Source organism: Paenibacillus polymyxa M1 (assembly GCF_000237325.1).
GTDB lineage: Bacteria > Bacillota > Bacilli > Paenibacillales > Paenibacillaceae > Paenibacillus > Paenibacillus polymyxa_C.
The window spans coordinates 5,383,629-5,404,710 of the sequence record NC_017542.1 but is presented as its reverse complement, the minus strand read 5'-3'; the positions used below and the strand labels follow the sequence as shown (position 1 = coordinate 5,404,710).

Sequence of the window (21,082 nt, the reverse complement as noted above, 5' to 3'; positions counted from 1 at the left end):
CATTTAAATAAAAAAGTGGGAAGAAATAAGGGGCTCATGTACAATATAATGAGGAATACCTGTTCAAATGCAGTCCATTGGAAGTGAGGTTAGTTATGAGGCGAAGCTTACTGGCCGTATTGATCGCGGCTATGGTGTTTATTATTTATTATTTTGGCTTGTTTAATTACATCGGTAAAAATGAAGGAACTGTCATCAGTATTTTCTCTACCTTGACGGTTATTTCCATAAGTCTGATTATTTTCACGGAGAATCGTAATCCTTCCACCACCATGTCATGGATTTTGCTGCTGGCGTTGTTGCCAGTCGTTGGACTTCCTCTTTATTTTTTATTTGGGCAAAATGTATTCAAGCGCCGTAAGTATGACAAAAAGGCATTGCGTGACCAACAGGCGTATGAGCGTATCGAAAAGGATGCTTTGCGGGTCAAACGAGATCTGACCTGCTTTACAGATGAGCAGCAGCAGTTAATGCGCCTGGCCCGGAGATTGGCCCGCTCCCCGATTTATTTTGCGACAGAAACCCAGATTCTGAATAATGGAGATGAAACCTTCTCCACGCTGCTCGAAGAACTGCGCAAGGCGCAGCATCATATCCATATGGAATATTACATTTTCCGCTCGGATGATATCGGTACCAGCATTCAGAAAATTTTGATTGAAAAGGCTAAAGCGGGTGTTAAGGTTCGGTTTATGTACGATGCAGTCGGTAGTATTCAGTTATCGAAGGCATTTTTGAAGGAAATGAAAGATGCAGGAGTAGAGGTTGTTGCATACGGAGGCGCTCGGATTTTGTTCTTCTCCAGTCGGGTAAACTACCGTAATCACCGTAAAATTGTAGTTATCGACGGTAATATTGGATTAATCGGTGGCCTAAATGTGGGAGATGAGTATCTCAGCCGCAACAAAGCCTACGGCTTTTGGCGTGACACGCATATGATTGTGAAGGGCGAAGCTGTGCGGACGTTGCAACTTATATTTTTACAGGATTGGCTTCATATGACGGGTGAATCGGTACTGGATAGCGAATATCTGTCTCCCGATATTGAACCGATCACGGATGGCGGCGTACAGATTATTGCCAGCGGACCAGACAATGAGCGGAGAGTGCTTAAAAATCTATTCTTCTCCATGATCACATCCGCTCGAAAATCCGTCTGGATTGCCACTCCTTATTTTATCCCGGATGAAGATATCCTGACTGCTTTACGGATGGCTGCTCTATCCGGGTTGGATGTGCGTATTCTATTTCCCGCGAAACCGGATAAATGGCTGCCTTTTCTCGCATCCCACTCGTATTTCCAATCGTTGCTGGAGGTGGGAGTCAAGGTATATGAATATGAAAAAGGATTTCTTCACTCCAAGCTTCTCATTATTGACGGGGAAGTTGCGACTATTGGGACAGCCAATATGGATATGCGCAGCTTCCATCTGAATTTTGAAGTGAACGCTCTGTTGATTCAAACACACAGTGTGCAGCAGATGGTGACCGACTATGAGCGAGATTTGCAGAATGCCAGTTTGATCGTACGCGAGGAATTCATGAAAAAACGTCTGTTCAAACGTTTAATGGAATCGCTGGCTCGGCTGCTTTCACCGCTGCTGTAATGCACAAATGAAGAGCTGTGGATAAGGTAGCAGATCCTATAGTCAAAATGTAGTAAAGCCCAAAATATCCTGGAGACGGTATACAATATCTTTCCAAAATGTTGAATGATCCTCGTAAGCCGCCAGATCCAGACTGTATTCAGCTCCCCGGTTATTCCACAGCTTATCAAAATAGGCCGCCACCTGTCGGGTCAGCTTGCTGTCCGCCGGAGCGGCCACCCACAGTTCATTCTCCAGATTTAAATCATCCAAATTACGGGGAGTCAAATTGGTAGAGCCACCCCAAATCAAATGCTCTCCTTGTGCCTTGGCAATATAAATCAGCTTCGTATGGAATTGCTCATGGGTAGTATGATACCAACGAATTTGAATGTTTCCATCCGATTTATCGGACAACTCTTGGGCAACAGGACGATTAGGGATGCCTATTTTTTCCTGCCCGAACGCGTTTTCATTGGGGTCTAGCAGCAATTGGATGTTTACGCCGCGTGCCGAGGCATCCAGCAGGCTATTCAATATTTTGCGATCAGCCAAATAAAACATGCCCATATGAATGCTGTCACCTTGCTTCGTCTGCTTAATGCCATTCAGAACGGAGGCATACACTTTGCCTTCCGTGAGATATTTGATCCGGTAGCTGTCCTTACCTGATGGGACTAGGGGCTCTGCTTGAGGTGTGTAGACAGGAAGTTGCCCTCCGCCCGAGAAGTCCAATACCGCCTGCTCTGTTTGTAAAATATCTCCGATGATCGGTCCCTTCACTTCTAGGGCAACATTGGAATGATAGGCACTTGCATCGTGAACATTACCTGTAGAAATGAGAGCAGTTTGCTCGTTGGCAACCAATTTTCGGTGATTGGCCTTGACGTTTAACAGCTTTAAATAAGAGCGAGCCGTAACGTCAGGTCCGTCACTGGCCATCAGATTGGGAATCCAGCCTGTGCCATGCTGCCCGAACCACTGGAAAAAGGTACGCCACACCGCTGAATAGATAGGCGTGGAGTCCCGCAACGGGTCTACATCGGTCTGTACGACCTGAATTCCTACTTGCTTCATATTCTCCAACAAAGGATTGGGAGCAGAATTATAGTTGGTATTGACTTCATCTGTAATGAAAAAGATAGGCATCTCAGGATAAGCTTTCTTTTTGGCGATAAGATGATTAGTCATTTGTGCGCTAACTTCGGGGAAGTGCTGGCCTTTGTGCTTATAATCGTTGAACAGAAACAGGTCAATGACGATAAATTGCTGGGCTTCATCAATGATGCCGAGCATACGATTCAAAATTTGCCCTTCATGTTGTACAGTGCTTCCATCCCCAGTAGGGTAGGTCAAATCCGTCCAAAAGTTTACCTCGTTTGTTGAATACTCCTGACTTTCATAAGAGACGAACGGAGGCAAGGGTTTATGGGTCTGATACAGCATGACGGCAATCAGCCAGAGGATAAGCAGTAGAATAGCGATTTTAAGAGCACGGCCCTTGTGCACGGTTTTTCTTTGATATTCCGGCACAGAATGCAGCGGATTTTGTTTAGTCATACGACGATCAGCTCCTTAATTAAATGCTGCATTCATCTTATCGTGTCCGAACATGCAGATTATGAAATAGATACTGTCTAATTATTACCGCAAGTCCACAGGATTGAAGCGGAATGCTGAACAGAATGAAATGGAGAACGTTTTATTAATTAATTGAGGACATATGTCCTTTATAGGCAGGCTGACCTATACTTAAATAGATACAAAAGTCATTTACATGGGGAGAATAACGATTTATGAGAGGAATCTTGTTTGCTTTTCTGGGAGGCGCTTGTATTACGCTACAGGGGGTAGCGAATACACGGATTAGTCAGGATATCGGGACATGGCAGGCGGCTGCCGTTACTCAGCTAATAGGTTTTATTTTGGCAGCATTAGTTTGGATGTTTACAAAGGATGGCCGTGTGTCTGAAATGAAACAGGTAAAGCCGATGTATCTTTGGGGTGGTGCTTTTGCGGCTATCATTATATTTAGTGAAGTCACCGCCATTCAACATATTGGGGTCACGTTCACGATCTCGGCGCTGTTGATTGCTCAGTTATGCTTAACATTTCTGGTAGACATCAAGGGATGGTTTGGCATCGTGAAGCAAAAGATGAAGCTGCCACAATTTATAGGTATTGGTATGATGATTGCGGGTGTCATTATTCTAAAGCTCTAAAATAAAACATTATTATAGAAAAAGCTTAGAACGTAGAATTGAAGGTGAGCTGAGGAATGAGGGAAATACAGGATCAAGAGCAGCTAAAGTATTTTTTGCATCTGCATCAGTTGGAATCCATACTCTACGAGCCACTACATCCCTATTTGTCGCTGTATCGTTTGGAGCAAGGGGAAAAACTCTGTTTGCAGGGAGACGCCATTGAACATCTGTATATTCTGGTGCAGGGCAAGGTCAAAATTTTTACCAGCTCTACAGAAGGGAAGACTCTGATCCTTTGCTTCAAAACCCCGATCGAGGTCATAGGAGATGTTGAATATATTCGTAATAGTCACGTCATCAATACAGTAGAGGCAGTGTCGCCGATCTATGTGATTGGTGTCCATCACCAATGGATGAATAAGTACGGCAGAGATTATGCTCCTTTGCTGCAATTTCTATTGGATATTGTCACACGAAAGTTTTGTCTGGACTCTGATTTCTCCAGTTTCAACCTTATGTATCCGGTGGAAGTCAGGCTGGCGAGCTACCTGCTATCGGTTTCTTTTGACGAATCCAATTCTGCCTTTCATGAGGAACTACGGGCATCCAGTCTGGTGGATGTGGCGAATTTGATCGGAACCAGTTACAGACACCTTAATCGTGTCATTCGCAAAATGATTGAAGAGGGATTGGTTGAACGGGCAAAAGGCTATATTGTCATTAAGGACAGAAAAGGTTTGAGTGAACTGGCAGGCCATAATATTTATGAATCGTTGTAATCATAGTGCTTTGCAGTAGAGCAGCACAATAAAGGGACTATCAAGGGAGAGGTAAACATGTTATTAGGGCTCATATTGGCAGTTATCGCAGGTGCTTTGGTCAGTCTGCAAACGATATTCAACAATAAGGTGAATGAGCGGACAGGTTCATGGGCCACAACGACATTGGTACTGGGAACGGGCTTCTTGGCTTCCTTGCTCGGGAGTCTTATTTTTGAAGGGAAAAATACATTTGCTTTACATCATATGCAGCTATGGTATTGGTTCAGTGGCATGATTGGTGTTGGCGTTGTGTTCTGTCTGGTGCAAGGAATGAAGCGACTGGGCCCAACCTATGCGATTTCCATCGTATTGACGGCACAATTAGGTACCGCTCTGTTGTGGGATTCGTTAGGATGGCTGGGATTAGAAAAGATTCCGTTTACCTTCAATAAGTTGATCGGTGTAATCGTCATTATTGGCGGTATTCTCGTTTTCAAATTTGGACATGGGCGGACGAAGGAGCCACAAGAAAATATTACACCTATACCTGATTCGATGAAGAGCTAAAGGAGGTTGTGATGACCTTTATCCTGCTATGATTGGGGTCCCGCTTTCGCAGGGGCATTTTGTAGAAAAGCTGCATCTTAAGCAGGTGCTGCTTTTCATCCCATAGGCAAGAAAAAATGTTCACAGTCATGTATATATTTTTCCATCCATGATACAATGAAAATATCTTAAAATAGTGCTTTAAGGGCTTAGATATTTGATATATGAGACGATAAATAGATCGGTTACCGTGTTCGGGAACGGTCTTATTTGTGCTTCACGAACCTGATGGAGTAAACAGAGTGACTTTGGATGAGGTGGAACATAGATGAGTAATACAGAAAATAAAAAAGGATCACCTGACGGCTCGAACAGATCCGGCTCTTTGTTACCTGCCGCACAGACAGGTGAACGGAAGATTGAGCATGTCCGCCTTTGTCTGCAAGAAGATGTGGCCGGACATGGTATCACCAGTGGGCTGGAGCGATATAGCTTTAAGCATTGCGCATTGCCGGAGCTACACTTTGACGAGGTGCGTCTGGATACCAAATTTATGGGACGTACTGTACGGACACCGCTGCTCATCAGTTCGATGACAGGCGGCAGCGCCGAGACAGGAGCGATTAATGAGCGATTAGCAGAGACAGCAGAGAGACGTGGCTGGGCGCTGGGTGTCGGCTCGGTACGAGCTGCGGTGGAAAAAGAAGAATTGGCCTCAACTTTTGCGGTTCGCCGTCTGGCACCCAGCATCCCGATCCTTGCTAATCTGGGTGCAGTGCAGCTGAACTACGGATTTGGCGTGGATGATTGCCAACGTGCAGTGGAAATTGCCGGAGCGGATATGTTGGTGCTGCATTTGAACGGATTGCAGGAGATATTCCAACCTGAAGGGAATTTGGATTTCAGCGGGCTACTTGAGCGCATCGAAGAGTTGTGTCATCGTCTTTCGGTGCCAGTAGGCGTGAAGGAAGTAGGCTGGGGCATAGATGGTGAGACGGCATCGAGATTGTACGATGCAGGCGCCGCTTTTATTGATGTGGCTGGTGCGGGCGGGACAAGTTGGAGCCAGGTGGAGAAATTTCGTAATCCTGATCCTGTACGCCGTGCAGCGGCAGAGGCATTTGCGGATTGGGGCAATTCGACCGCTGATTGTATCGTGGAGGTTAGAGCAGCCCAGCCTAATGGCACTCTGATTGGCAGCGGTGGACTAAAAAATGGTGTCGATGCTGCGAAGGCACTTGCTTTGGGCGCCGACATGGCAGGCTTCGGTCGCTCTTTGCTTGGCTCGGCGGTTACCTCCAGCGAGGCGTTGGAAGCGCGATTGGAGCAAGTAGAGCTGGAATTGCGCACAGTCATGTTTGGCATCGGAGTAGCAGAGATTGAAGGTCTTAAAGATACGACCAGACTAAGAAGGAAGGTGAACGGATGAGTGGATTCATCAAGTTGGTTCCGATGAACGCCGAGCAATATGAACGCTTTGAGCAGCGCTCGCTCGCAGATTATGCGGAGGAAAAAATCCAGGCAGGCACGTGGACGGTGGAAGAAGCACCGGAACGGGCAAAGGAAAGTTTCGCAACATACTTGCCGCAAAGACTGGGTACACCTCATGCTCACCTGTATATGCTTGAGTACTCAAATAGTACGGGTCAGGGTGCGAAGGAAGCGGGATATATCTGGTTCAACATTACAGAAAGTGCGCAAGGCAAAGAAGCTTTTTTGCTGGATATTCTCGTTTACGATTCATATCAGGGGCAAGGCCTGGGTACGTTGACGATGCAGGCGTTGGAACAAGAAGCTCGGAGGCTGGGTGCGGTTCGCATCGGTCTGCATGTATTTGGGCATAATGAGCGGGCTTTACATGTATATCGCAAGTCTGGTTATCGGGTTACGGATATCCAGATGAGCAAGGAAATCTAAATAAAGAAATCTAAATAGGGATGCAGCAAAACCCTAAATTCACAGTCATATGCTTGCCGCATGTATAGGTTCTCCTATATAATGTGGGTTGGTAAACTAACAGATGGTATAACGCATATTTTATATAAACGGGAGTTGTTCTGATTATGGCTTTAAAAGCGGGGATCGTGGGTCTGCCGAACGTGGGCAAATCAACACTGTTTAACGCAATAACGCAGGCGGGGGCGGAATCCGCAAACTATCCATTTTGTACAATTGACCCTAATGTAGGGGTCGTTGAAGTACCGGACGAGCGGCTGGATAAGCTGACTGAACTGGTAGTACCGAACAAAACGGTACCAACGGCTTTTGAATTTGTTGATATTGCAGGACTTGTACGAGGTGCCAGCAAAGGCGAGGGTTTGGGCAACAAGTTTTTGGCTCATATTCGTGAAGTAGATGCCATTGTTCATGTGGTACGCTGCTTTGAAGATGAGAATATTACCCATGTGGACGGCAAAATTGATCCGATCAGCGATATTCAGACGATTAATCTGGAATTGATTCTGGCGGATATCGAAAGTGTAGACAAGCGCATTGAACGTTCCCGCAAAAACATGAAGGGCGGCAACAAGCAGTATGCCCAAGAGGTTGAAGTACTGGAACGGATCAAGGAATCGCTGTATGCTGACAAACCTGCACGTAGCGTAGAATTGTCAGAAGATGAAAAGTTGATTATACGCGACCTTCATTTGCTTACAATGAAGCCTGTATTGTACGCGGCTAATGTCAGCGAAGATGGTGTAACGGAAGCTGATAGCAATCCATATGTGCAAAAGGTACGTGAATTTGCAGTGGCGGAAAATGCTGAAGTGGTACCGATCAGCGCCAAAGTAGAGGCTGAAATTGCTGAGCTGGAAGGCGAAGACAAGGCAATGTTCCTTGAGGAGCTGGGGCTGGCTGAATCCGGTCTGAACCGTCTGATCAAAGCAGCTTACCGCTTGTTGGGACTGTATACGTATTTCACAGCAGGTGTGCAGGAAGTACGCGCATGGACTATTCACAAAGGAACAAAAGCACCTGGCGCTGCGGGCGTAATCCACTCGGATTTTGAACGCGGATTTATTCGCGCTGAGGTTGTATCCTATGATGATTTGGTCGCTGCTGGATCTATGAACGGGGCCAAGGAACGTGGTCAGCTTCGTTTGGAAGGCAAGGAATATGTGGTGCAGGACGGAGACGTAATGCATTTCCGTTTTAATGTTTAGTATGCATCTCGGCCTATAACAAACAGAGTTTATATACAAACATATTAAGTAATGATATATGTGTTGCCTGCATGTACCAATTACGTAGTCGCTGCCTGTCCCGGGCGGCGGCTTTTTATATTTGATTCGCATTTCTTTTATTAGTTGAGAGTTTGTTATTCAACTCTTTAGCGGGATTTCGTTTATTCGACTTCAATTGATTTGCGGATTTTTGCAAAATCCTAAATTAGCAAGTATTTTATGTAGCTAATTAATCGAATAGTTGTTATAATAAAGAGCTGTAGCCAGTGAATTTAAAGCTGGTTTCATATTAATTTAACTGAAGAGGTGAATCGCTTGTTGGACCGATTGCAATCATTGGCGGACCGCTACGATAAACTGAGCGAACTGCTCTGCGATCCGGATGTGGCGAACGATAGCAAAAAACTTAGAGATTATTCCAAAGAACAGTCTGATTTACAGCCTGCTTATGAAGCATATACCGAATATAAAACTGTCGTTGAGGAGCTGGACGCTGCTAAAGCCATGCAGGCAGAAAAGCTGGACGACGAGATGCGTGAAATGGTCAAAATGGAGATTGAAGAGCTGAGTGCCCGTAAGCGGGAGCTGGACGAGAAAATTCGTATTTTGCTGCTGCCGAAGGACCCGAACGATGATAAGAACGTTATTATCGAAATTCGTGGTGCTGCGGGTGGGGACGAGGCCGCGCTGTTTGCAGCGGACTTGTACCGGATGTACACCCGTTATGCAGATACCCAAGGCTGGCGTGTAGAGTTGATGGATGCGAACATGAATGACCTTGGAGGCTTTAAAGAGGTTATTTTCATGATTAACGGACGCGGTGCATACAGCAAAATGAAATTCGAAAGTGGCGCGCACCGTGTACAGCGGATTCCGACAACTGAATCTGGCGGACGTATTCATACGTCTACCTCCACGGTGTCTGTGATGCCTGAGGCAGAGGAAGTGGATATCGAAATTTTAGACAAGGATATCCGCGTGGATACTTTCTGCTCCAGCGGTGCGGGCGGTCAGTCCGTTAATACAACCAAGTCGGCGGTGCGTGTAACGCATATGCCAACAGGTATTGTGGCAACCTGCCAGGACGGCAAGTCCCAAAACTCCAACAAGGAGAAGGCGCTGCAAGTTTTGCGTGCCCGTATTTCGGATATGATGCGTCAGGAAGAGGAAGCCAAATATGCAGGCGAGCGTAAGAGCAAAGTAGGTACTGGAGACCGCAGTGAGCGTATACGTACTTACAACTTCCCGCAAAGCCGTGTAACGGATCATCGCATTGGTTTAACCATGCACAAGCTGGACCAGGTGATGAACGGAGAGATCGAAGAAATCGTATCAGCACTCACGATTGCAGAGCAGGCTGATTTGATGGAACAAGAGGTTTAAGTTTTGGGGAACGAACGCGATTGTGTGTATCGGATGCCGCCGGAACGGAACATGAGTGTCAGAGAAGCCTTAGTTGAGGCTTCTTCTTTTTTAGGAAGTTGCGGCGTGTTGGAGCCGCAGCATAATGCCCGCTTGCTGCTGGAACATGTGCTTGGGCTGGAAGGTACGAGGTTTTACGCCGCTCTGGGCGATCCGTTCCCTTCCTCCGTCAAGGACACATGGGAACGGATCATCGCCCGCAAAGCTGCGGGTGAACCGGCGCAGTATATTATCGGACAGCAGGAATTTTACGGCCGCCCGTTCGCGGTTTCACCGTCGGTGCTGATTCCGCGCCCCGAGACGGAACTGCTCGTCGAGGCGATACTCCAGCACGGCGACCGGCTGTGGCCGAGCGGTGCTCCGCACGCGCTCGACATCGGTACGGGCAGCGGCGCGATTGCCGTGACACTGGCGGCTGAGCGGCCACGCTGGCACGTGGCGGCAGGGGATATCTCAGCCGCTGCGCTCGAAATAGCGGCCCAGAACGCCGCTGCGAACGGCGCAGTCATAGAATTCCGCGAGGGCGATCTGCTGGCGCCGTTTGCGGGAACGGCGGTAGACATCCTCGTGTCCAACCCGCCATATATCCCGGCTGCTGACATCGCTGGCTTGCAGCCGGAGGTGCGCGACCATGAGCCGCGGATGGCACTGGATGGAGGTCCTGACGGGCTTGGCCCGTATCGGGCAATGCTGGAGCAACTGGGGCTCCTTCAGGCCCCACCCCGGCTAATCGGGTTTGAGCTGGGGATGGGACAGGCCAGAGACGTGGCTGGCCTGCTGGAACAGGCAGGTCATTGGAAGAACATTCTAATCATTCCTGACCTTGCGGGGATCGAGCGACATGTCCTAGGCGTCTCGGAGTAGTGCTGCATTTTCTTTTTGCGAGTCTTTCCTTTAGAATAAGAGGAGTATGACCGAGAAACGGCTCAGGGGGAAATCATGCTTCAGAAATTGAAAAAAATTGATGGTCCGGTTATTTTTATTCTGGTTTTGCTCATGGCGATTAGTATCATAACGGTATACAGTGCTGGTAGGGGTCCTACGAACTTGGCAGAGCACGGCAACGACTACCAGAAGATGATCGGGTATTATATATTGGGCTTTGTAGCGATCTTGGGTTTAGCGATAGTCGATTTTCGGATATTCATTAAAAAAGCCTTGTATGTATATGGAGGCGGGATATTCCTGTTGATTCTCGGCTTTTTTGGCGGGACGGTTAATAACTCTCAAGGCTTTTTGAAAATTGGTGGCTTAAATCTTCAGCCTGCCGAGGTATTCAAGCTGGTTCTTATCATTTTTTTGGCGTATATGCTGATTAAAAAGCGCAAGAGCAAGCTGTATTTTATTCAAGATGTTCTTCCAGTTGCTCTGGTGAGCTTTGTCCCGTTTGCCATGGTCATGGCACAAAATGACTTGGGTAATGCGCTCGGTTACATTGTCATCGTCATTGGTATGCTATGGATTGGTAATGTGAAGGCATCCCATGCGCTAATCGGATTTATCGTATTTGCAGTCGCCGTTGGTGGAGGGATCAAAGCGTATATCTCGTTTCACGATGAGATTGATTCCTTTATGAAAGGTATTGGCCGTAGTCACTGGGTAGAGCGTTTGGACCCTTGGCTGGTACCGGAAGAAGCAACCGCGAAGGCATCTTATCATACGAAAAATGCCAAACTGGCCATAGCTTCTGGCGGGATGATGGGCAAGGGCTTTTTGCAAGGAACCTCGGTACAGTCCGGGCGTGTTCCCTATACGTATGCGGATTCTATTTTTGTAGTTGTAGCAGAGGAGTTTGGGTTTGTAGGCTCATCCATTCTGCTATTGCTATATTTTATTTTGATTCACCGAATGATCCTGATTTCGCTGGAATGTCGGGATCGGGCTGGCCCGTATATAATTGTCGGGATTGTGTCCATGTTGCTGTATCAGATTTTTGAGAACATTGGTGCGTTTCTGGGCATTATGCCACTTACGGGGATTACGCTTCCATTCATAAGCTATGGCGGTACCTCGTTGCTTATTAACATGGCTAGTATTGGCTTGGTTATGAGTATTAAGGTGCATGGCCAGGAGTTAGAGGATGACCTGCCACAGCCTTCCAGAGTAAGCTTGACGAAGGCGAAAAAAGCCTAGTACAGGCGGATTGTGACTAAATATTGATGGTTATTTGTGCGAGTTGAAACAGTGCGACGAAAGAGTCCAGATTGTGAAATCTGGGCTTTTTTATATTCCTAGGTGACGATCAAGCTTGCAATAGCCTGAATTTTTTACGAGATTCATAGGTTTAGACTCTCCCAAACCGGACAGACTGATAGACATGATAGAGTTTGGGTTTGGGGGGACGAAAATGAGAAGTTGGATGAAGCAAACTGCAATGATACTCTTTTGTATATCGATATTAATGATGTCTTGGGAAGGTCAAAAAACGGATGCTGCGATGACCACGGGAGCAAGAGAGACTTTAGCGTCTGGAGTGGCCACCACAGGGTTGAAGGTAATTCCGCACGATTCCATCCGACTGCGCATTTTGGCTAATTCGGATCGTCCAGAGGATCAGTTGGTTAAGCGCGAAATACGGGATGCCATTGTGCAGCAGATGAATGCGTGGGTGGGTGAGCTGGACAATCCACAAAGCCTAAATCAAGCCAGAGTGTTGATTGATGCACATTTGCCTGAAATTGATCGCTTGGTAGGTTCGGAACTAGCTCGACGCGGTATAGCGTATGATCATCAGGTGGAACTGGCAAGTGTACCTTTTCCGACGAAAATGTACGGTGGTCTTGTCTACCCGGCAGGGAATTATGAGGCACTTCGGGTTACACTGGGGCAAGGAAAAGGACAAAATTGGTGGTGTGTGCTGTTCCCGCCGTTGTGCTTTATTGATGCAGGCAGTGGTGAAGCAACAGCACAAACTGTATCGGCAAAAACGAGTCAAGAAGACAATCGAATGAATGCTGCTGACAAAGAGCCGGAAGTACGTTTTTTCCTGTGGGATGCCCTTACGGGTCTGTGGAGCTGGGTGAGTGGTTTGTTTGCCTAAACGTCTCGTCAGAGCTATGGAAAAGAGAACAACGAGTGTAAGTTTCCCCATATGTTATAATGGAACTTACGATAGATATACAGATAGCAGAGCCAAATTGATCTGATTTGTCAAAGTGGGTTTTTGGGGATCAGGGCAATGAAATGGCCTGTATGACAATAAGATATGGGATGATCTGATATGAGCGATAAGGTGAATCAAATGCATGACTTGCACGCAGGTTTTGTGAAAAAAGAGATAGCAGAGCAGGAGCAGGCATTACAGCCTTCGCATACACACTGGTGGGATGTAAGATGTCTGGTTTCTGATGAGGACACGACTATACCTGCTACCTTGTCTTTTGAGGTGGAAAAAGCGGCTTCCGTTGGTTCTGTGAACAACACAGACGGGGATGATCCTGACGAGCTTTCAGCTGGACAGGCTCTAATCACTGCGGAAAAGGGCATACGGGAGGCCGCCGTACTTCTCCAGGCTGGAGAGACGGTAGCCTTTCCTACGGAAACCGTGTACGGACTGGGGGCTGATGCGCGCAGCACTAAAGCGGTAGAGGCGGTATTCGCTGCTAAAGGGCGTCCGTCCGATAATCCGCTCATTGTACATATTTCCGATGCTGCTCAATTAAAAGGCATGGTAGCGGAAATAAACGATACAGCCCGAGCGCTGATGAATACATTTTGGCCAGGACCGCTGACTCTCGTATTGCCAGTAGTGTCGCAGGCACTTTCATCGCGTGTGACAGCAGGACTGGACACGGTCGGTGTGCGCATGCCGGATCATCCGATAGCGCTACGCTTAATCGCAGAAGCTGGTTGCCCGCTGGCTGCACCAAGCGCCAATCGCTCGGGAAGACCCAGCCCGACTCTAGCACAGCATGTGCTGGAGGACCTGAAGGGCCGCATCGGCGGCATTTTGGACGGAGGCCCCACGGGGGTGGGACTGGAGTCCACAGTAGTACAAGTCGGTGACGAGGGAACCGTCACCATTTTGCGCCCAGGCGGTGTGACTGCTGAACAGCTCGCTACGGTTGCCCGCTCTGTCGTACTGGACCCGGCGCTGGCTCACACACCCGGGCAGGACGCCGATAGCCTGGCGCCACGCTCGCCGGGCATGAAGTATACGCACTACGCGCCACGAGGGCGCTTGAGCGTGGTACAAGGCCCGTCTTCTGTTGAAGTGACGGGCTGGATTCGCGCCGCGTTGGCGGAGGCTACCGCGCGCGGGGAGCGCACGGCGGTGCTCGCGTTCGACGACCATGCCGCCGGCTACGCCGGAGAACGAGTCTACACGCTGGGCAAGCTGGACGCGCTTCATGAGGCGGCGCAGCGCCTATACAGCGTACTGCGCCGCTGCGATGAGGACGGCGTCACCTACATTTTGGCGGAAGCCTGTCCGCCGAAAGGATTGGGAGACGCCGTCATGAATCGACTGCTTAAAGCGGCAGGTCATCGAATCATCCGTCTGTAGCTTCTGTAAACAATTGAGTCTCTTATTTTAATTTCTCCTCTCTCCTTGTCTCTGTTTTGGGTATTTTCAGTGCCTGCTTGTACTGATTTGCCCCTTGTCCGCATAACGTGTACAAGAACAGACGGATAATGGAGGGATGGAGTATGCTGGCAGCCTCTGCCGATGCTGGGCAGGTTGTAACGATTCTGATCATGGCGGTAGCGCTAGGGATGGATGCGCTATCGCTGGGCGTAGGGATCGGTATGAAGGGGATACGCCTGCGAGACGTGCTGCGCATCAGCACTGTGATTGGTTTTTTTCACATCCTGATGCCATTGCTGGGAATGTTCACAGGCCATTATATGAGTTCTTTATTAGGCCATGTGACGACCTACTTCGCAGGGGGATTACTCATCCTTTTGGGCGGGCATATGGTATATAATTCCTTCAAGGGGGACGGCGTACACGTTTTGGATCATCGGTCGCCTTTGGGTCTTTTGCTGTTTGCGCTTGGGGTGAGCATTGACTCATTTTCTGTGGGAGTGTCACTGGGAATGTTCCAGAGTGACCTGGTGCTGACTGTTCTGGCCTTTGGTTTTTGCGGGGGAGCGATGGCGATGCTGGGGCTGTTACTGGGGCGCAAGGTCAGCCGTAATCTTGGGGATTATGGAGAAGCAGTGGGCGGTGCTATTTTGCTGGCATTCGGCTTTATGTTTATGTTTTGATTTTAACGTAGACAGTGTAAAATAAATACAGGATTTGAGTAATCCTCTGTTTATATATTTTCAACATACGGGGGGTGAAGACGTTGAAGAATATTTTATTTGTATGCACAGGGAACACCTGTCGCAGTCCAATGGCTGAGGGAATGCTGCGTAAGCTGGCTGCTGAGCATGGTCTGGAACTGGACGTGCGTTCCGCTGGAGTAGCTGCGATGGACGGCACGCCGATATCCCGACATGCAGAGGCGGTTCTGCGTGATCACGATATATCCGATCAGATCACTTCAACTCCTTTAAGCGACGGGCTTGCCGAGTGGGCACATCTGATCTTAACCTTGACACAAGGACATAAACAGCATGTCGTACAGCGGTTCCCCCAAACGGCAGGCAAAGTATTTACGCTGAAGGAATATGTGGAGGACCGGGACGCAGTGCTGAATGACGTACAGGAGTTAGATGGCTTGTATGCTTCACAGCAGTTGATGGCTTCACTCGGACAAGAGCTATCGACGCAGGAGCGTGAACGAATGATTGAATTACACCAACGGATTCCGGGCTTCGATATCTCAGATCCATTTGGTGGTTCGCGTGAGGACTACGATGTCACAGCGGCAGAAATCCGTACGGCTTTGCATAAGTTGTTGGACAAGCTAAAAGGTTCTTCCGAATAAAATCGGTACCGTTCCTCTATTTTGTACGGAATCTGTTGATTTTCGACGGTTAATCCGTTAAGATAAGGTGGAAAAATGAGAATCCGGTGTAACTGGCGACAAAAGTGGGATCAACCACGATGGAGCATCGGATATACGGCCGGTCGCCTGGGCAAAAGAGCAATTCCACATAGGTGTGGACTGCTCTTTTTTCGTATACAAGCTACAGCAGATCTTCTGCTGCCTTCTTGTTCTTCCATTTTTTCTGCTCGGAATCTGAAACATCGGCTATAATATAGTCAGATTGTGATCAGGAGAGAGTGTGTTGAACTTGGGGCATGAAACCGTGCCTAGTCTCTGAGAGGCTGTTCAACCAAAGGAGGTTCCAATGGTAGAACAATTGGATCATGAGATTTCACTCGAAGCACAGACCGCTTCTGTCGTGCGGGAAATTGCAGAAGCGGCCAGTCTCAAAGCTGGTCGCCTGCTGGTTATTGGCGCAAGCACGAGTGAAGTGGCTGGAAGTCGGATCGGCACAGCAGGAGCGCTCGATGTGGCTCAGCAAGTGCTGTCTGGAGTAGAATCCGTTCGCAGAGAGTATGGCTTTGACGTGGCGTTTCAATGCTGTGAGCACTTGAACCGAGCACTGGTCGTTGAGCGTTCTCTACTGGAGCGATTAGGACTGATGGAGGTTGCGGCTGTTCCTGTTCGTACAGCAGGGGGCTCTATGGCTACCGTTGCCTATCGCTCTATGGATGATGCATGTCTGGCGGCGAACGTGCAGGCTCATGCCGGGATAGACATCGGCGAAACGCTGATTGGCATGCATCTGCGCCCAATTGCCGTTCCGTTTCGCCCAAGCCTTCGCTGGATTGGTGAAGCACGTGTGACAGCTACGTTCACTCGTCCTCCACTTATTGGCGGACAACGGGCAGTGTACAGTCTGGAACAAGAAGCCGGCGGAAACTGCGATTAGCATTTGTCGTGTCGGCATGTTAGTACTGATCTTTTTTGCATTAATGATGAGGTACCCAACAGAGGAACAGGCATTTGCTTGTATACCCAACAATTTGACCATGGAGAGGGAGTAATCAATCATGATGGAACATCTGCGTAAAAGTGACCCGGCAGTGATGGAAGCAATGGGGCTTGAACTAAAACGGCAACGCCACAATATCGAGCTGATCGCATCCGAGAATATCGTCAGTGAAGCAGTAATGGAAGCCATGGGCTCCGTGCTTACCAATAAATATGCTGAAGGTTATCCGAACAAACGCTACTATGGTGGCTGTGAGCATGTAGATATCGTCGAAGATATTGCACGTGACCGCGCGAAAGAATTATTCGGCGCCGAGCATGCGAACGTGCAGCCTCACTCTGGAGCACAAGCTAACATGGCGGTATATCTGGCAGCTCTTCAACCTGGAGATACTGTGCTGGGTATGAATCTGGCGCATGGCGGCCACTTAACACACGGAAGCCCGGTTAATGCCTCCGGTTTGTTGTATAACTTTGCTGCTTACGGTGTACGTGAAGACAACTTCCGTATCGACTACGATGAAGTGCGCAAAGCGGCCTTCAAGCACCGCCCTCGTTTGATCGTAGCTGGTGCAAGTGCATATCCGCGTACTATTGATTTTGAAGCTTTTGCTTCCATTGCTAATGATGTAGGTGCTTTATTCATGGTGGATATGGCACATATCGCAGGTCTCGTGGCAGCAGGGATTCACCCTAGTCCAGTTCCTCATGCCCAATTTGTGACAACAACGACACACAAAACGCTACGTGGTCCGCGTGGGGGTCTAATTCTGACTCGCAAAGCGTGGGCGCAAGCGATTGATAAAGCTATCTTCCCTGGTACTCAAGGTGGACCATTGATGCACGTGATCGCATCCAAAGCAGTTGCTTTGGGTGAAGCGCTCCAGCCATCATTCAAAACCTATGCGCAAAACGTAGTCCGCAATGCGCAGGTGCTGGCTGAAACACTGCTGGCAGAGGGGATTAATATTGTATCCGGGGGTACGGATAATCACCTGATGCTGTTGGACACACGCAATTTGAATATCACAGGTAAAGAAGCGGAGCATGTATTGGATTCCGTGGGTATCACGGTCAACAAAAACGCCATTCCTTTTGACCCAACGAGTCCGTTTGTTACTAGCGGGATCCGTATTGGTACACCTGCTGCAACTTCTCGTGGTATGGATGAAGAGGCTATGGTTAAAATCGGTAAAATCATTGCTGATACTCTTAAAAATCCAAAAGATGATACTGTATTGTCCAAAGCAAGCCAAGCGGTTGGCGAGTTGACAGACAAGTTCCCGATTTATCCAGGAACGCAATACTAATTCATCGTCATCTATATTCTTTATGTTACAAGGCTTTTTCTCTTCCGTTAGTGGTGGGGAGAAAGCCTTTTTTTAATTTCAGACGACTCGAAACTTACGTTTTTGGGTAATAAGCGATTACGTAAGGATTATGCGCGTTTTCCTTCATGATCTACGACAAAGGAGTGATTGCAATGAGCCAAAGAAAATCCGCGCAATTATTGCAGCAGCTCGTATTTGTGGGACCGATGGCGTTGTTTTTCGTCTTAATTATGGTCATTCCGTTCCTGCTGGGGCTGTATTATTCCATGACGAACTGGGATGGCGTATCTGAACATGTCCGATGGCTCGGGCTAGGGAATTACGTTCATATTTTTAAAGATGATCCGGATTTCCGTAATGCATTTTGGTTTACGGTCCGTTTTACCGTATGTGGTGTCATTCTAACGAACCTGGTGGGCTTTTTCCTGGCCTATGCGCTTACAAAGCCGTTGCGTACCCGCAATGCACTGCGAACTGTATTTTTTATGCCTAATATGATCGGCGGCTTACTGCTCGGCTTCATCTGGCAATTTATATTTGTACGCGGTTTTTCGGCGGTGGGAGAGGCGACAGGACTATCTTTTTTCAAACTACCGTGGTTGGGTGATGGGCCTACTGCTTTTTGGGGAACTGTCATTGTGTTTGTTTGGCAATACGCAGGTTATCTCATGGTTATTTACATATCCTCTCTAAATAATGTTCCGCACGCCCTTATTGAATCGGCCCAAATTGACGGTGCGAGTCGAAGACAGATTTTGCGTCATATCGTGGTGCCGCTTATTATGCCAGCAGTGACCGTCTGCTTGTTCCTAGCGATATCCTGGTCCTTTAAAGTATTTGAGTTGAATTTGGCTTTAACAAAGGGTGGGCCATTCAAGGCGACTGAGTCTGTAGCATTGGACATATATAATGAAGCGTTTACAAATAATCGACTTGGATTGGGAACTGCCAAGGCTATGATTTTCTTTGTGGTCGTTGCGATCATTACCAGCATTCAGGTGCGTCTCACGAAGAAAAAGGAGGTCGAAATGTAATGGAAAAAACATCGAACTATCGTTTAAGCACATGGGTAGCCGAAATATTGCTTATTGTGGTTGGGTTGATCTTTCTAGTTCCGTTCTATTTTTTGCTCGTGAACTCCGTTAAATCTTTTGGAGACATTTTGGCCCATTCCGCTTCGTGGCCGACAACCTTCCGTTTTGAAAACTATGCTAACGCCTGGAATAAAATAAACTTTCCCACAGCACTCGGGAATTCACTGATCGTCACCATCGTCAGCAATGCGCTTTTGCTGTTGATCAGCTCGATGGCCGCCTACCAAATGGTTCGGCATGACACTCTTTTTAATCGGTTCCTGTTCGGACTGCTTGTGGCTGCGATGGTCGTGCCTTTTCAATCGATTATGTTGCCGCTTATGGAAGTGTCCAACGTATTGAGTCTGAACAACAGCATACCAGGACTAATTTTGTGCTATCTGGGTTTTGGAGCGCCTTTATCAGTTTTTCTGTTTCATGGCTTTATTAAAACGGTACCTATTGAGGTTGAGCAGGCGGCGAGAGTGGACGGGTCCTCTCGTTACGGGGTGTTTTTTCGCATCGTTTGTCCACTGCTGCTCCCTATGTTCGTGACCGTACTTATTTTGAATACGTTATGGATCTGGAATGATTACTTGCTGCCTTCGCTCATTTTGAATGATCCTGAGCTGCGTACGATTCCTATTGCGACCTATATGCTGTTTGGTCAATATACCAAGCAATGGGACTTGGCGTTGCCCGCACTGGTACTTGGAATCACGCCAATCGTTGTGTTTTTTCTGGTGATGCAAAAATACATCGTTTCCGGCATTGCGGCCGGAGCGGTTAAAGGCTGATGGGAGGGATATCGGATGAAAAAGACAGTGCTGCTTGTCATCTCCCTGATGTTGCTGCTTACATGTATGCTTGCAGGTTGTGGTAATACGAAGGCTCAACAGAGTGGGACCAAAACGATACACATTTATCAATTCAAAGTGGAGATTTCGGAACCGTTGAACAAGCTGAAGGCCGAATATGAAAAAACGCACCCTGGCATCAAGCTGGATATCCAATCTGTCGGTGGGGGTACAGATTACGGTGCTTCGTTGAAGGCTAAGTTCGCATCAGGCGATCAGCCGGACATTTTCACAAATGAGGGTTATCAAGATCGCGATACGTGGTTTGAGTACCTGGAGGATTTGTCGGATCAGCCATGGGTGAAGGACTTGGACGATTTCGCCCGTAAGCCGATGACGGTTAACGGTAAGATTTATGGACAGCCTATGAACCTGGAGGGATTCGGTTTTGTCTACAACAAGGATTTGTTCAAAAAAGCGGGTATAACCAAACTACCTCAGACGTTAGATGAATTGGAGGAAGCAGCCAAGCGACTGAAAGCAGCAGGGATTATCCCTTTTGCTAACGGCTATGCAGAGTGGTGGGTTCTGGGAAATCACTTTATCAATATCCCCTTTGCCAGACAGTCGAACCCGGAGAGTTACGTTGCGGATTTAAACAAAGGAACTGCTCGCATCCCTGGTAATCCCGTGTTCGATCAGTGGGTGAAGTTGCTTGACCTGACTTTAAAATATGGAAACCCCAATCCGCTCACAACGGACTACAACACACAAGTGACACTGTTTTCGACAGGCAAGGCTGCTATGATGCACCAGGGGAACTGGACGCAGCCGCAAATAGATGGAATTAATCCTAACTTGAATTTGGGTATTCTTCCAAGCCCCATAGACAATGATTCCTCTACTGGAGATAAACTGGCTGTGGGAGTGGCCTCAAACTGGGTGGTCAATAAAAATTCTCCTGTGAAGCAGGAGGCAAAGGAATTTCTCAATTGGCTGGTTACATCAGAAACAGGCAAACATTATATCACCAAGGAGTTTAAGTTCGTTCCTGCCTTCAAAAGTATCACGTCCAGTGACGAGACCACAGGTGATTTGGGTGCGGAAATATCTCGGCACGTGAAGGAAGGCAAGATATGGAGCTGGAACTTCCAGCGCTTTCCGAAGGGACTGAATCAGGATTTAAGCAGTAGTATGCAAGCCTATATTGCAGGGGTTATTACGAAGGACGAAATGCTTCAGCAATTTCAGGGAGCGTGGGACAATCTGAAGTATAGATAAAGA

Annotated in this window: 20 protein-coding genes and 1 riboswitch; of the genes, 19 read left to right on the top strand and 1 reads right to left on the bottom strand. The window is 47.9% G+C overall.

Annotated elements, in window-relative coordinates; genetic code table 11:
• The first annotated feature begins 95 nt into the window (after positions 1–95).
• Positions 96–1,607, top strand: a complete 1,512-nt coding sequence (gene cls / locus PPM_RS24260; protein ID WP_013373462.1) for a cardiolipin synthase — start codon at positions 96–98, stop codon at positions 1,605–1,607.
• Between the two features lie 42 nt (positions 1,608–1,649).
• On the opposite strand, the gene PPM_RS24255 is transcribed toward cls, so the two are convergent.
• Positions 1,650–3,146 (bottom strand): phospholipase D family protein, encoded by a 1,497-nt coding sequence (locus PPM_RS24255; RefSeq protein ID WP_013373461.1) that lies wholly within the window; start codon positions 3,144–3,146, stop codon positions 1,650–1,652.
• 236 nt (positions 3,147–3,382) lie between these two features.
• Between PPM_RS24255 and PPM_RS24250 the strand changes: the two genes are divergently transcribed.
• The 18 genes from PPM_RS24250 (at position 3,383) to PPM_RS24165 (ending at position 21,079) form a co-directional block, all read left to right on the top strand.
• Complete coding sequence (locus tag PPM_RS24250) at positions 3,383–3,808, top strand: DMT family transporter (RefSeq protein WP_013373460.1); 426 nt, start codon at positions 3,383–3,385, stop codon at positions 3,806–3,808.
• Positions 3,809–3,864: 56 nt separating this feature from the next.
• On the top strand, positions 3,865–4,569 hold the full coding sequence (locus tag PPM_RS24245; protein WP_013373459.1) for a Crp/Fnr family transcriptional regulator: 705 nt from the start codon (positions 3,865–3,867) through the stop codon (positions 4,567–4,569).
• Positions 4,570–4,626: 57 nt separating this feature from the next.
• The gene (locus PPM_RS24240) at positions 4,627–5,118 is read left to right on the top strand and encodes a DMT family transporter (RefSeq protein WP_013373458.1); all 492 of its coding nucleotides are present in this window, start codon (positions 4,627–4,629) and stop codon (positions 5,116–5,118) included.
• A gap of 307 nt (positions 5,119–5,425) precedes the next feature.
• Positions 5,426–6,526: a type 2 isopentenyl-diphosphate Delta-isomerase gene (gene fni, locus PPM_RS24235; RefSeq protein WP_013373457.1), complete on the top strand. Its 1,101-nt coding sequence runs from the start codon at positions 5,426–5,428 to the stop codon at positions 6,524–6,526.
• Positions 6,523–7,014: a GNAT family N-acetyltransferase gene (locus PPM_RS24230; protein WP_013373456.1), complete on the top strand. Its 492-nt coding sequence runs from the start codon at positions 6,523–6,525 to the stop codon at positions 7,012–7,014. The genes fni and PPM_RS24230 overlap by 4 nt, the downstream gene beginning before the upstream one ends.
• A 146-nt stretch (positions 7,015–7,160) precedes the next feature.
• Positions 7,161–8,261, top strand: a complete 1,101-nt coding sequence (gene ychF / locus PPM_RS24225; protein ID WP_013373455.1) for a redox-regulated ATPase YchF — start codon at positions 7,161–7,163, stop codon at positions 8,259–8,261.
• Between the two features lie 336 nt (positions 8,262–8,597).
• Entirely contained in the window at positions 8,598–9,665 is a 1,068-nt protein-coding gene (gene prfA / locus PPM_RS24220; RefSeq protein ID WP_013373454.1) for a peptide chain release factor 1, read from the top strand.
• Between the two features lie 3 nt (positions 9,666–9,668).
• Positions 9,669–10,568 (top strand): peptide chain release factor N(5)-glutamine methyltransferase, encoded by a 900-nt coding sequence (gene prmC / locus PPM_RS24215; RefSeq protein WP_013373453.1) that lies wholly within the window; start codon positions 9,669–9,671, stop codon positions 10,566–10,568.
• 75 nt (positions 10,569–10,643) lie between these two features.
• Positions 10,644–11,837 (top strand): FtsW/RodA/SpoVE family cell cycle protein, encoded by a 1,194-nt coding sequence (locus PPM_RS24210; RefSeq protein ID WP_013373452.1) that lies wholly within the window; start codon positions 10,644–10,646, stop codon positions 11,835–11,837.
• Positions 11,838–12,051: 214 nt separating this feature from the next.
• A complete protein-coding gene (gene spoIIR, locus PPM_RS24205) occupies positions 12,052–12,744 on the top strand; it encodes a stage II sporulation protein R (RefSeq protein ID WP_013373451.1) in 693 nt (230 codons plus the stop codon).
• A gap of 180 nt (positions 12,745–12,924) precedes the next feature.
• Positions 12,925–14,208, top strand: a complete 1,284-nt coding sequence (locus PPM_RS24200) for an L-threonylcarbamoyladenylate synthase (protein WP_013373450.1) — start codon at positions 12,925–12,927, stop codon at positions 14,206–14,208.
• 143 nt (positions 14,209–14,351) lie between these two features.
• Positions 14,352–14,912, top strand: a complete 561-nt coding sequence (locus PPM_RS24195; protein WP_013373449.1) for a manganese efflux pump MntP family protein — start codon at positions 14,352–14,354, stop codon at positions 14,910–14,912.
• 83 nt (positions 14,913–14,995) lie between these two features.
• A complete protein-coding gene (locus PPM_RS24190) occupies positions 14,996–15,580 on the top strand; it encodes a low molecular weight protein arginine phosphatase (protein ID WP_013373448.1) in 585 nt (194 codons plus the stop codon).
• A 78-nt stretch (positions 15,581–15,658) separates the two neighbouring features.
• A riboswitch (ZMP/ZTP riboswitch) is annotated at positions 15,659–15,740 on the top strand.
• A gap of 207 nt (positions 15,741–15,947) precedes the next feature.
• On the top strand, positions 15,948–16,535 hold the full coding sequence (locus PPM_RS24185) for a TIGR01440 family protein (RefSeq protein ID WP_013373446.1): 588 nt from the start codon (positions 15,948–15,950) through the stop codon (positions 16,533–16,535).
• A gap of 121 nt (positions 16,536–16,656) precedes the next feature.
• A complete protein-coding gene (glyA, locus tag PPM_RS24180; protein ID WP_016324828.1) occupies positions 16,657–17,907 on the top strand; it encodes a serine hydroxymethyltransferase in 1,251 nt (416 codons plus the stop codon).
• A 173-nt stretch (positions 17,908–18,080) separates the two neighbouring features.
• Positions 18,081–18,962, top strand: coding sequence for a carbohydrate ABC transporter permease (locus PPM_RS24175; protein WP_013373444.1), 882 nt, complete (start codon positions 18,081–18,083; stop codon positions 18,960–18,962).
• Entirely contained in the window at positions 18,962–19,798 is an 837-nt protein-coding gene (locus tag PPM_RS24170) for a carbohydrate ABC transporter permease (protein WP_013373443.1), read from the top strand. The genes PPM_RS24175 and PPM_RS24170 overlap by 1 nt, the downstream gene beginning before the upstream one ends.
• 15 nt (positions 19,799–19,813) lie before the next feature.
• Positions 19,814–21,079 carry an ABC transporter substrate-binding protein gene (locus PPM_RS24165; RefSeq protein WP_013373442.1) on the top strand — a complete coding sequence of 422 codons (1,266 nt, stop codon included), beginning with the start codon at positions 19,814–19,816 and terminating at the stop codon, positions 21,077–21,079.
• The last annotated feature ends 3 nt before the right edge of the window (positions 21,080–21,082 follow it).